The 13,124-nt window shown below is 34.1% G+C and carries 11 protein-coding genes; 8 read left to right on the top strand and 3 right to left on the bottom strand.

What is annotated here, in order from left to right; all coding sequences use genetic code 11:
• Window position 1: 1 nt before the first annotated feature.
• The gene (locus tag H3S74_RS04375) at window positions 2–1,957 is read right to left on the bottom strand and encodes an extracellular solute-binding protein (protein ID WP_198247332.1); all 1,956 of its coding nucleotides are present in this window, start codon (window positions 1,955–1,957) and stop codon (window positions 2–4) included.
• A 414-nt stretch (window positions 1,958–2,371) separates the two neighbouring features.
• On the opposite strand from H3S74_RS04375, the gene H3S74_RS04370 reads away from it, so the two are divergent.
• The gene (locus H3S74_RS04370; RefSeq protein ID WP_198247331.1) at window positions 2,372–2,863 is read left to right on the top strand and encodes a CRISPR-associated endonuclease Cas3''; all 492 of its coding nucleotides are present in this window, start codon (window positions 2,372–2,374) and stop codon (window positions 2,861–2,863) included.
• Window positions 2,864–2,912: 49 nt separating this feature from the next.
• On the top strand, window positions 2,913–5,081 hold the full coding sequence (gene cas3, locus H3S74_RS04365; protein ID WP_198247330.1) for a CRISPR-associated helicase Cas3': 2,169 nt from the start codon (window positions 2,913–2,915) through the stop codon (window positions 5,079–5,081).
• Between the two features lie 429 nt (window positions 5,082–5,510).
• Here the strand turns inward: cas3 and H3S74_RS04360 are convergent, their stop codons facing one another.
• Together H3S74_RS04360 and H3S74_RS04355 are read right to left on the bottom strand one after the other, a co-directional pair.
• Entirely contained in the window at window positions 5,511–5,744 is a 234-nt protein-coding gene (locus tag H3S74_RS04360) for a helix-hairpin-helix domain-containing protein (RefSeq protein WP_110447099.1), read from the bottom strand.
• A 36-nt stretch (window positions 5,745–5,780) separates the two neighbouring features.
• Complete coding sequence (locus H3S74_RS04355) at window positions 5,781–6,293, bottom strand: ClbS/DfsB family four-helix bundle protein (protein ID WP_110447098.1); 513 nt, start codon at window positions 6,291–6,293, stop codon at window positions 5,781–5,783.
• Window positions 6,294–6,611: 318 nt separating this feature from the next.
• Between H3S74_RS04355 and urtA the strand changes: the two genes are divergently transcribed.
• The 6 genes from urtA (at window position 6,612) to H3S74_RS04325 (ending at window position 13,092) form a co-directional block, all read left to right on the top strand.
• Window positions 6,612–7,907 carry an urea ABC transporter substrate-binding protein gene (gene urtA / locus H3S74_RS04350; RefSeq protein WP_367275203.1) on the top strand — a complete coding sequence of 432 codons (1,296 nt, stop codon included), beginning with the start codon at window positions 6,612–6,614 and terminating at the stop codon, window positions 7,905–7,907.
• A gap of 123 nt (window positions 7,908–8,030) precedes the next feature.
• Window positions 8,031–9,605: an urea ABC transporter permease subunit UrtB gene (gene urtB, locus H3S74_RS04345; RefSeq protein WP_198247328.1), complete on the top strand. Its 1,575-nt coding sequence runs from the start codon at window positions 8,031–8,033 to the stop codon at window positions 9,603–9,605.
• Window positions 9,606–9,607: 2 nt separating this feature from the next.
• Window positions 9,608–10,708 (top strand): urea ABC transporter permease subunit UrtC, encoded by a 1,101-nt coding sequence (gene urtC / locus H3S74_RS04340; protein ID WP_198247327.1) that lies wholly within the window; start codon window positions 9,608–9,610, stop codon window positions 10,706–10,708.
• Complete coding sequence (urtD, locus tag H3S74_RS04335; RefSeq protein WP_198201004.1) at window positions 10,705–11,565, top strand: urea ABC transporter ATP-binding protein UrtD; 861 nt, start codon at window positions 10,705–10,707, stop codon at window positions 11,563–11,565. Before urtC ends, urtD begins: the two co-directional genes overlap by 4 nt.
• A complete protein-coding gene (gene urtE / locus H3S74_RS04330) occupies window positions 11,558–12,253 on the top strand; it encodes an urea ABC transporter ATP-binding subunit UrtE (RefSeq protein ID WP_110448013.1) in 696 nt (231 codons plus the stop codon). The genes urtD and urtE overlap by 8 nt, the downstream gene beginning before the upstream one ends.
• Window positions 12,250–13,092 (top strand): urease accessory protein UreD, encoded by an 843-nt coding sequence (locus H3S74_RS04325; RefSeq protein ID WP_198247326.1) that lies wholly within the window; start codon window positions 12,250–12,252, stop codon window positions 13,090–13,092. The genes urtE and H3S74_RS04325 overlap by 4 nt, the downstream gene beginning before the upstream one ends.
• Window positions 13,093–13,124: the final 32 nt, after the last annotated feature.

Below are 13,124 nucleotides of genomic sequence, written 5' to 3'. Positions count from 1 at the left end.
ATTAACGTACTCTATTCTTTGTCAAACTAGCTGCTTTGTTTGCATCATACCACCAGCTATCAATACCTATTGCATAAGTTGGCTGTATGGCTGGTTGCCCAAATTTGTTCCAATATGCATAATAAGTTTTGCTGTTATACCACATTGGAATCATCGGATATTCTTGAGTTAAAATACGATCGAGCGCTCGTCCCAGTGAAATTAACTCACTTTGATTACCTACATTTTTGATTATTTCAGCAATAATCGAATCAATTGCCTGATTATGTAATCCTGAACCATTATAAGAAGAATTTAAATATTCACTTCCCCAAAAAATTATTAAATCTGAGGATGGATAATCTATTGCATTATAATTACGTGGCATCATGTCATAATCACGCTCACGCATTCTGCGCGTCAATTGGGCATAATCTAATGAAGTTATTTTCATTGTAATCCCCAAACGGGCTAAATTTTGCTGAAATGGAATCGCATATTTAATATCATCACCTAGATAAGTCAACAATTCAAACGCAAAAGGTTGCTCAGTTTTAGCATTAATTAACTTACCATCTTTAATGATCCAACCCGCTTCTTCTAATAATTTAGCTGCAGTTAATAAGTTATTTCGGTTAGAACCTTGTCCATCACTTTTCGAAATAGTGTAGGCTTCATCAAAAGCTTGCTCGGGAATAATATCTTTATATGGTGTTAACCATTTAAGTTCTTGTTCACTAGGTTTACCTTTTGCAGCATAAATAGTATTTTCAAAAAAACTAAACGGTCTTTTATAACTATCATAATAAAAGGCGTGATTAAGCCATTCAAAATCAAAAGCTAAGGTTATTGCTTGACGAACTCTAACATCTCTAAAAAGATCTTTCTGCAAATTAAACGCTAACCATTTAGTATCTACAGCGGTTTCGACGTTTTTTTCTTGCTTTATGATATCCTTTGAATCAAAGTATTTTCCTTGATATTGAGTAAACCAGTTTTTCGGTTGCCCTTCACCTCGGAAATCGTATTCTCCAGCTTTAAACGCCTCTAAAGCTATACTCGTATCCATATAATAATCGATACGTTTTTCATCAAAATTATCTAAACCTTTATTAACAGGTAAATCTTTTGCCCAATAGTCAGGATTACGCTTATAAACTACATACTGCCCCATTTTATAATCACTAATATAATAAGGACCACTGCCAATAGGAGGAGTACTTAACGGCTCAGAAAAATTATGATCTTGCCAAAAATGTTTAGGAATAACACGCATACTACCGACAAAAGAAAGTAATTTTTCACGATCGGTTTCAGGCAATTCCACCCTAACCCGATAATCATCTATCGCTTTAACATTTATCCCTTTGTTATAAACTCGATATTGTGAAACACCTTCGGTCATAAATTTATGAAAAGTAAATTCCACGTCATATGCGGTTATTGGCTTACCATCCTGAAATCGTGCATTAGGATTAATCGAGACTTCTGCCCAACGATAACTATCAGAATAAGTAATTGAAGTTGCTATCAGTGGATAAAAGCTGGAAATATCATCGGCTGTTGAGGTAAAAAGAGAATCATATAACGAACCAGAATGGTGTTCAGGTGCGCCACGACTAGCAAAACGGTTAAAATTATCAAAGGTACCTATTTCATGTAGTTTGATAATCCCACCTTTAGGGGCATTGGGGTTCACATATTCTAGATGGTCAAAATTTTCAGGATATTTCGGATCACCCAATAACGAAAAAATGGTTTTATGGTAAATATGCTCGATAGGTTGGCTCGGTTCAATGCTGTCAATCGGCTGGGATTCAATGGTCTCAGTTGATGGGTTAGCTTCTACCGGTGTATCTGACAGCAAAGTGATATTTGGTTCTTCTTCGGCATAGACAGTCATTGAACAAAAGAATAATCCACTCAAACAGCTTGAGATGAATAACTTTTTGATATTTTTTTTTCTTTGACTAATCATCCTAATTTAGTTCCTGTTTTATCAACAATTTATCAAAATAAGATTTTACCCTATTGAGTATTAAAAATTTTTAAACGATTTAGAATACGCTAAATCACACACAGTAAGCTAACTATTTTGCCAAACTTCAATCGAATGAGCAAAACCTTATTAATAAACTTAATAATAAATGGCAATTATAACATTAATTGTTATCAATATTTGTTTTAGATATATTATTTTAAAGAAAGCAAATTTTTAACTAGATAAGAATAAATCGTCATGATTCATAATAAAAAAATTTTGAGGAACGGGGTTTTTTAGTATAAAAATTTAGCAATTTAATCAATATTCTTTTATTATTTTAGAATCATTAATGATACTAAGCTAAATATTCCAACCAGTTAATCATCTAAAATAAGGATATCCGTTTTAATGCTTGAATCATTCTACAAATATTGGGGAAAATGCCAACAAGGCGATCAGTCAGATAATTATCACCTTTTAGCCTACCACAATTTAGATGTTGCAGCTTGTGGATATCATATAGTAAAAAACAATTATTTTAATTCTGCAGAGCTATTTGAACAGATTGGTTTTTCATCAGATGAGACTGAAACAGCAGCCCTTTGGTTCGCCTATTTTTTAGCTTGGCATGATATTGGCAAATTCGCTAATGGATTTCAGCAATTATTCAAACACAATAATCCCAATCTCGTCGCCCCAGATCCAGCCAAAAGTTATTTAACTCGACATGATTCTCTTGGACACTGGTTATGGAAGAATTATTTAATGCAAGAATCAGAAATCCAATTAGAACATTACAATTATAATATTGACCAAATATATAATATCTGGTTATTAATCATGACCGGCCACCATGGCAAGCCGCCAATCTTAGATTGCCAAAGGCAACTTAGCATTTAATTCACAAGATAAACAAGCATCTTTAGATTATATTAAAGCAATTAATAAGTTGTTTATCGTAGATAATCGGTTAGCTGGCTACCACACTAGTTTTTTTGATAAAAAATTTCGCAAAATTCTCAGCAAATTAAGCTGGTTAATCGCAGCCATAACCGTTATTAGCGATTGGTTAGGTTCCAATGAGCAATTTTTCCCTTTTTGTTCAAAATCAATGGAGTTATCAGAGTATTGGGCAAACTATGCACTCGCTAATGCTGAAAAAGCCGTAGCAACTTTACCTAAAAGATCCTCCATTACTCCTTTTAATGGTATTAAAAACCTGTTTCCATTTATAGAAAAACCGACACCACTACAACAACAAACACTATCCTGCCAATTAACCAATATTGGACCTGAATTATTTATTATGGAGGATGTCACCGGTGCCGGTAAAACCGAAGCATCCATGATTTTGGCACATCGATTAATGGCTGCCGGGAAAGCACACGGTATTTACATCGGTATGCCTACTCAAGCAACCGCTAATGGTATCTATCAACGAACGGCAGAGGTCTACGGCCAATTGTATCAAGCCGACAGCCATCCATCACTGGTTTTGGCTCATGGTGCAAGTTACATGAATCCGACTTTTACTCAAACAATAATTAATTTAGATAATATTAGTCAGCAAAAATATCTCAACAATGATAATTCAGCCAGTAGCGAGTGCAATGAATGGTTTGTCGATACTCGTAAAAAGTCATTACTGGCGGAAGTTGGGGTTGGTACGTTGGATCAAGCTTTGATGGCTGTAATGCCATTTAAACATCAATCTTTGCGATTATTAGGGTTGCGTCATAAATTACTTATTTTAGATGAAGTTCATGCTTATGATAGTTATATGGTAAAACTATTAGAATCATTATTGCATAATCATGCATCGCAAGGTGGCAGTGCAATTATTCTTACTGCGACTTTACCATTTTTTCTGCGCGAAAAATTGCTTAACGCCTTCTATAGTGGATTAACATCAACACCATCATCTTTAACAGTTAATACAGATTTACCTTTTCCTTTATTTACTCAACTAAATCAAAAAAGCTTAGTCGAACAAGCAATAGAAACAAGAGATGAAGTAAAGCGACAAGTTAAGATTGACTGGATTGATAATATCAATTCCGGTATAGAAAAAATAAAGAGTACAATTGAGCAAGGAAAAATTATTTGTTGGATAAAAAATAGTGTGGCTGATGCCATTAGTTTATATCAACAAATACAACAAAATTTGCATCTTGATACTAAGCAAATTTTGCTATTTCATAGTCGTTTTGCTTATTGTGACCGTTTGGCTATCGAGCAAAAAACTATCGAATGGGCGGGGAAAACTTCAAATCATACAATTCGTACAGGTAAGGTTATTATTGCTACTCAAGTCATTGAGCAATCATTAGATCTTGATTTTGACGAAATGATTAGTGACATTGCACCTATTGATCTATTGATTCAACGTGCAGGACGTTTACAAAGGCATGTACGCGATAAACAAGGCAATATCAAACCATCTACAGAGCAAAATCGTCCCATTGATGATCGTAACAAACCAATATTGACCGTTTTTGCACCAACGTGGGATGATGATCCAAGCGAAGATTGGCTAGATAATCCAGAATTTCGCAATACTAAATATGTTTACGCTAATCATGCCTATTTATGGTTTACCCAACGAGTTTTACGTGAAAGAGGTGTTATAACAATGCCTGAAGATGCGAGACTACTTATAGAAGCTGTTTATCGCCATGATCTTGAACCACCAGAAGGTTTACAAGAAGCTTTTTATCAAGCACTAGGACAACAACTTGGCCAAAGCTCACAAGCTAAAAGTATCACATTAAATTTTAATAAATGCTATAGCCGTGAACAATTCAATGGTGAATGGGATAAGGAAATTGAAGTTTCTACCCGTTTATCAAAGGATAATGTTGATCTTTATTTAGCATATCAACATGAAGATAAAATTCTGCCTTACTCAAGTAGTAGTGAGTATGCTTGGGAACAAAGTCATCTTACAATTAGTGCATCTAAATGGGCTAGGGTTAAAAATGACATTCCACAACTTGATCAACAACATCTAGAAAAATTAAGACAACAAATACATAGATCTAATGCAATAATTGTTTTAATTAAGTTAGAAAAAGAATCTTCCTTTTATACTAAAGAATTAGGTTTTTATCTTAATTAATTTAATCCACATTTAAAAAGTAATAATTCTATCTTCTAATAAATTGATTAAAATTTAAACAAATAAAATCGGTAAAAAATGACGTCTGTATATTTCAATTATAAAACAATTAGTTATAATTAGAGTGTTCCCTATATACATAGGGATAAACCGTTCTTTTCTTTTTTTATTGTATTCTAATTCTTGTGTTCCCTATATACATAGGGATAAACCGTACCTTTGTTTTTTTGTTTAATTTCGACCATTGTGTTCCCTATATACATAGGGATAAACCGCGTCTTGCTAGTTCGGTTTGAGTGAGTTTTGCGTGTTCCCTATATACATAGGGATAAACCGCCCAATTAGGGCTTTTGGTGCCTCGGTTGGATGTGTTCCCTATACATATAGGGATAAACAAAGAGTTAGCAATTAGTTAGAATCAAATATTAATTAGCTTTGATTAACCAAAGCCAAAATATTTTGGATGGCTGTTTTAGCTTGATGGCTATTTTTCCAACATGATGATCCTGTTAGTAAAGCACCTTTGTTAAGAATTTCATCTAACGAGGCATTGCGTAATTTATCAAAAGAATCAAGTTGCATCTCTTCAAGTCTTTCAATAATTTTAGTGCCAACAAATTTTAATTCTAATAATTGTTGGCGTTCGGTTTCTGAAAAGGCCATTTTTTCTGTCCATTTTAAAAAATTGTTATGATGTTACTAATGCGAATTTAGTTTTTTCCATTTCCTGATTTTAGTTCTAAAGGATTTAAATGGTGCAACTGAATTAATGTGGATAAATCGTGCCACAGGCCACGCTGAAGGATAAGGCTTAGTCCAATTGCGAGCATCTTTAGTAAAAAGCGTATTATCATCTAATGACTCAATCCAGCTATTCCAAGTAGCTAGTTTCTGTTTAAATAATTGGATCAGTTCTTGTAATGAATCATCTTGATAAATTTTATAAAAATGTTGGTATAATTCACCTAACTGATTCCATTTGTATCCTTCCGCTGGCAATATAGGCGTTTGCCCAGCAAGTTCAGCATCATCCCAAGATTTAACAAGATCTAACCATCCTAATTGATAAGCAATCATCTGGGCTGGCGTTCGATCAACACCTTCAATTAATTTATCTTTTTCCGCTTCGGTTAATCCACTGAATTCATCAATAAATAGCTTAGCTGTTTTATTAATTTCATCTAATAGTTGTTGTTTATTGGCGTAATTCATATCTGATTACCTTTCATCTTTATATCATTTTAATCAATCATATCAATACTATAGCTTCAGGTCAAAAGACATATTTAATCTGCACCAATTTAGACCATTCGATCAAATAAAGTGCGTTATCTATTTTTATTCATATTGTTTATAAGCTAAAAATACCAATAGTCAACCTACAACGTAAACGTCTATGGCTAGTATAAAATATTGTATCTATAAGTTTATTAAATAAAAAACACAGTTCATCATCTATTTGGCATAACTTTTGCATTACCTTAAATAACAATAAATCACCACCAATTGTATGTTTAAAGAGGTATTACTATGTCAATAATGAGCAAATTAAATACATCCATTAAGTTAACTTGTCTAGCTGTTGGCTTATTCACGACTAATCTAATTTATGCGGCTGAAAATACCATTAAAATTGGTGTATTGCATTCACTTTCTGGCTCGATGGCAATTTCAGAAAGCACTTTGAAAGATACACTTTTAATGCTGGTAGATGAACAAAATAAAAAAGGTGGTGTGTTAGGTAAACAAATAGAAGCAGTGGTCGTCGATCCAGCATCAAATTGGAGTCTTTTTTCAGAAAAAGCACGAGAACTACTAGCAAAAGATAAAGTATCAGCGGTATTCGGCTGTTGGACATCGGTATCAAGAAAATCGGTATTACCTATCTTTGAAGAACTTAACGGTATTCTATTTTACCCAGTACAATATGAAGGAGAAGAATCCTCAAAAAATATCTTCTATACCGGCGCAGCACCAAATCAACAAGCCATTCCTGCTGTAGATTATTTGAAGAAAGAATTTAATATTGAACGTTGGGTTTTAGTGGGTACTGATTATGTTTATCCTAGAACGACTAACAAAATTTTAGAAACCTATCTTAAAGACCATTATGGTGTGAAAGATAGTGACATAATGATTAATTACACCCCATTTAGTCATTCTGATTGGCAATCTATTATTGCTGATATCAAAAAATTTGGCGCAACAGGTAAAAAGACAGCCGTGATATCAACCATCAATGGTGATGCCAATGTTCCTTTTTATAAAGAATTATCTAACCAAGGTATTACAGCAAACCAACTTCCGGTCATTGCTTTTTCTGTAGGTGAGGAAGAATTATCAGGTATTGATACGGCTCCATTAGTCGGTCATTTAGCAGCATGGAATTATTTCCAATCACTTGATACTGACTTAAACAGTGAATTTATAGATAACTGGCATAGCTTTGCTAAAAGTGATAAACGGGTAACAAATGACCCGATGGAAGCCACATATATTGGATTTAATATGTGGGTAAAAGCGGTAGAAAAAGCAGGTACCGATGATCCAACCGCAGTTCAAAATGCATTAATAGGTGTAACAGTACCTAATTTATCTGGTAGTTATGCAGTAATGATGCCAAACCATCATATTACTAAACCTATTATGATTGGAGAAATTCAAAACGATGGTCAATTTGAAGTGGTATATAAGTCAGCAGGTACTATTGTTGGTGATGAATGGTCAGATTATTTACCTAGTTCTAAATCAATGATTGCTGATTGGCGAGCACCATTAGCATGCGGTAAATATGATGTGAGTAAAAAAGTTTGCCTAAAAGATTAATCATTTGAAGCCAAAAAATTATGCATGGTGAGTTATATCTCACCACATCTCTGCAATAAAGATGAAAATACAAAACCGATCATTGGTTAATCAATATGACGAGCAGAAGCATAGGAATAAATAATGAAAAGAATAATATTGATTTGTCTGTTATGGATGATCGCCAATCTAGCAACAGCAGTACTACCAGAACATTTTGAGCAAAAACTAGCAAAAGGTTCACTAACTGAAAAACAACAATTAATCAGTGACATGATTAAGGAAAATAATGCAACAATACAGCCTCTTTTCAATGCATTAGTTGAGGGGAACTTATACTGGCTGGAGACCAATAGTACACTAGTTATAAAAAAGGATAATCAATTTGTTAATTGGAATAACAAGCAAGTACTGGATGTACCTAAAAATAAGTTTAAACGTATTGCGATTAACAATAATATTCGTCAATTAATTGCCGAATATCAACTTCAAATGAAGCTAAGTAGTAATACTATTCCAACAAGACGTATTGCAGCGAAAGAGCTTTTCGGACATATTCAATCACCATCACAAATGAATTTCATTGTTGAAAGGTTAGCTCAAGAACAAGATAGTGAAGTTAAACAGCGATTACTTGAAGCATTATCATTCGCAAAACTGACAAATTGCGATGAAAATGAATGTTTGGTTCTACTGACACAACTTAGTCAGGTGACTAACCCTATTTTTGTTCAGAAACTACAACAATTGACTACCACCAATGATTCACAAATAGTCAAAGATACGGCACAAAACCTACTTGATAAATTAACCCAAAAAAAAGCAATGTATGAAAAAACTGAACAAGTCTATTTTGGTATTAGTTTAGGTGCAGTACTCGTACTTGCTGCCATTGGACTCGCTATTACCTTTGGGGTTATGGGCGTGATTAATATGGCGCATGGTGAATTAATTATGATTGGCGCATATACCACATACGTGATGCAACAACTATTGCCTAACTATCCCGGCATAGCGTTAATTCTCTCTATCCCTGCTGCATTTTTTGTATGCGGTGCGGTAGGAATGTTAATAGAAATAAGCGTTATTAGATATCTATATGGTAGACCTCTCGAAACCTTATTAGCCACTTTTGGTATCAGTCTATTATTACAACAGTTATTCAGAACAATATTTTCACCGTTAAATAAAGCAATAATCACGCCGAGTTGGATGCAAGGTTCAATTCAGGTCAATGACTTTTTATCGCTCACGATTAATCGGCTATATGTTATTGGTTTTAGCTTAACCATTTTCATTATTTTGTTATTGATTATGAAAAAAACAGCTTTAGGACTTAATGTCAGAGCTATTTCGATGAATCCATTAATGGCAAGATGTTTAGGCGTTAAAGCCAGCTGGGTAAATGCGCTAACCTTTGGCCTTGGTTCCGGTATAGCTGGATTGGCAGGCGTTGCTCTTTCACAAATCACCAATGTTGGCCCAAATCTTGGTCAAAATTATATCATTGATTCATTCATGGTAGTGGTATTTGGTGGTGTTGGTAATTTATGGGGAACATTAATTGCTGGCTTAATTTTAGGGTTGGCCAATAAATTTTTAGAGCCAATTACTGGAGCCATGTTAGCTAAAATTGTGGTGCTGATTAGTTTAGTACTGTTTATTCAAAAACGACCTCGCGGTCTTTTCCCACAACGCGGTCGAGCTGTAGAGGGGTAAATATGTTAACAAAATATTTTAAACAAGATAATGGCGGTTATGTTCTATTTTGTCTAACTTTATTAGTCAGTTATTTAGTAATAGCTAATCTTTTTTTCCCAACTAATAGCCTATTTTATGTTGGTAATCAGACTATTATTTTAGTCAGTAAATATCTATGTTATGCCTTGCTTGCAATATCTGTTGATTTAGTTTGGGGATATTTAGGCATTTTAAGTTTAGGTCACGGTGCTTTTTTTGCACTGGGTGGCTATATGATGGGAATGTATTTGTCTGTACAGGGAGAAAATGGTTCGACCATTCTGCCTGATTTTGCCTCATTTATTAATTGGCAAAGTTTACCTTGGTATTGGCAAGGATCAGATAATTTTTTAATTACTTTGCTATTAATTATTCTAGTACCTGGATTATTAGCTTTTATATTCGGTTATATGACATTTCGTTCCCGTGTTTCTGGGGTTTACCTTTCAATAATTACACAAGCACTCACCTTTGCATTAATGCTAGCTTTTCAACGCAATGAGATGGGATTTGGGGGTGATAATGGTCTGACTAACTTTAAATATTTATTAGGTTTTTCAATCACCACTAACGGAATGCGGATAACATTATTACTTATCACGTTAATGGCTGTCATTATTAGTTATCTGATATGTTATCAATTAATCAAAAGTAAATTGGGTAAAGTAATTATTGCTATTCGAGATGCAGAACCACGCATTAGGTTTGTTGGATATCGAGTTGAAAATATCAAATTAGCTGTTTTTACGTTTTCAGCCGTATTAGCTGGTATTGCAGGAGCGTTATATGTGCCACAAGTAGGAATTATCACACCTATTGAATTTTTACCTTTAAATTCAATCGAAATTGTCGTTTGGGTTGCAGTCGGCGGACGAGCGACTTTATATGGCGCTATTGTTGGTGCATTTTTAGTTAATTATTGCAAATCACTTTTCACCGTATGGTTCCCTGACCAATGGCTATTTGCTTTAGGCCTTCTGTTTGTATTAGTTACTTTATTTCTTCCAAAAGGTATTGTTGGTTTAATCAATCTAACTATATCTAAAAAATACAAACTAAAACAATTGGAGGCAAATATATGAATAAAAAAAGTTTAAATAAAAAATTAAAATCTGCCTCTCCTTTGCTTAAAGACTTTGAAGCACTACCACAACCAGATTTGGATACCAATAAAGGTATTATTCTTTACTTGGAAGGCATTAATGTTAGTTTTGATAACTTTAAAGCGATTAATGATTTGAATCTTTATATTAAACAGGGTGAATTACGCTGCATTATTGGTCCTAATGGCGCAGGTAAAACGACAATGATGGATGTAATCACTGGTAAAACAAAACCACAAGCAGGCACAGCATGGTTTGGTCAAAAACTTAATTTATTAACTATGGATGAACCACAAATTTCCCAAGCCGGCATCGGTCGCAAATTTCAAAAACCGACTGTATTCGAAGCCTTAACAGTTAATGACAATTTAATGATAGCAAATGCCGGGAAAAAAACAGTTTGGCATACTCTTCGCCATCGAGTTAACAAGATAGAACAAGAACAAATAGATGAGATACTTCTGCTAATCGGTTTAATGGACATGCGTCATAAATATGCGGCTATTTTATCTCATGGACAAAAACAGTGGTTGGAATTAGGAATGTTATTAATGCAAAAACCTCAACTATTATTAGTTGATGAACCTGTTGCCGGAATGACAACTCAAGAAATGGATAAAACCGCAGAATTATTAAATTCGTTAGCGGGCAAACATTCGTTAATTGTTGTTGAACATGATATGGATTTCGTCAGACAAATTGCCAAAACTGTTTCAGTATTGCATCAAGGTTCAATATTGGCTGAAGGAAATATGGAACAAGTACAAAATAATCCTAAAGTAATTGAAGTCTATTTAGGACAATCTACTACTGGGAGGAACGTTAATGTTGCTTAAATTATCTAATGTCAATCAATTTTATGGACAAACGCACATTTTATGGGATATCGATCTGTGTTTAGCCAAAGGTAAATGTACATGTCTAATGGGACGTAATGGCGTTGGCAAAACTACTCTAGTACAGTCTATTATGGGAAATTTAAAGATAAAAAAAGGTAATATACAATTTAATGATACCGATATTACCCATAAATCTATCGAAACCCGCGCCTATATGGGAATAGGTTACGTTCCACAGGGTAGACAAATCTTTTCTCAACTAACTGTTGAAGAAAATCTACGTGTTGGTTTAGCTGCTAAAAGATCCCGCTCAGCCAAAATACCTGATTTAGTTTATTCGTTATTCCCTGTATTAAAAGAGATGAAAAACCGTCGTGGCGGCGATCTATCTGGAGGACAACAACAACAATTAGCGATTGGAAGAGCTTTAGTTATTGAACCATCATTATTAATTTTAGATGAGCCAACAGAAGGTATTCAACCCAATATTGTACATGATATAGGCGATATCATTAATCGACTCAATCATGAATTAGGTTTAACTGTATTGTTAGTTGAACAAAAATTGCCTTTTATTCAGATGGTTGCTGATGATTTTTATTTACTTGACCGAGGACGAAATATCGCTAATGGCGCCTTACAACAACTAACACCAGATTTAATAAAAAATTATTTAACGGTATGATTCAAAATAATACATCTCAAAAAAATGCTAATGGCTGGCTAGGTAAACTATCACTATCTTTTGCTAACCGTTTTGTAAATGGTGAACTACAGCGAACTGAGTTAGTTGATCGTCAACAACAAGGGCCTTTAACTATACAACGGCCATTCTATCCAGAAGGAAAACCTTGCCATATTTATTTACTCCATCCCCCAGGAGGGATTGTTGGAGGGGATAAACTTGAGCTGGATATTTTTTTAAATCAGGATAGCCATCTATTAATGACTATGCCCGGAGCAAGTAAATTTTATCGCAGTCACAGCAATATTGCACAGCTGAAACAAAAATTTACTTTAGCGCAAAATAGTATTATGGAATGGTTACCGCAAGAAAATATTTTTTTTAATGGTGCTAATGCTAATTTAACGACTGAATTTAATTTAACGTTAAATAGCCGATTACTTGGCTGGGAAACATTATGCTTTGGTCGACCGGTTATGCATGAAAAGTTTGTGCAAGGCAATATCAAAAGCCGTTTAACAATTAATTTACCGGATGAATTAGGTCTTGATGAGCACTTAAAAATTATTGAAGGTAATAGTGCTCCTATAGGTAATTACACATATAGTGCAACTTTATTTGCCTATCCGATTAATCTAGCCATTTTACAACAAGTGCAAAAAAGATTTGAAAATAGTAGGGTTCCAATCGGTGCAACTGCTTTGGGACAATTATTAACCGTTCGCATGCTAGCAAATGATAACCAAATTTGCCAACAATATTTACACCAATTATGGGCATTATTGCGCCCGTTAATTATCAATTCACCCGCATGTCCACCTCGAATTTGGGCAACCTAGCTTAATTATTATAAATACGATGAGAAAATAAC

The sequence above is a fragment of the Gilliamella sp. W8126 genome (assembly GCF_016102185.1).
In the GTDB taxonomy this organism is placed as follows: Bacteria; Pseudomonadota; Gammaproteobacteria; order Enterobacterales; family Orbaceae; genus Gilliamella; species Gilliamella apis_A.
Note: the sequence above shows the minus strand (reverse complement) of the source record. Positions and strands in the feature narration are given on the sequence as shown.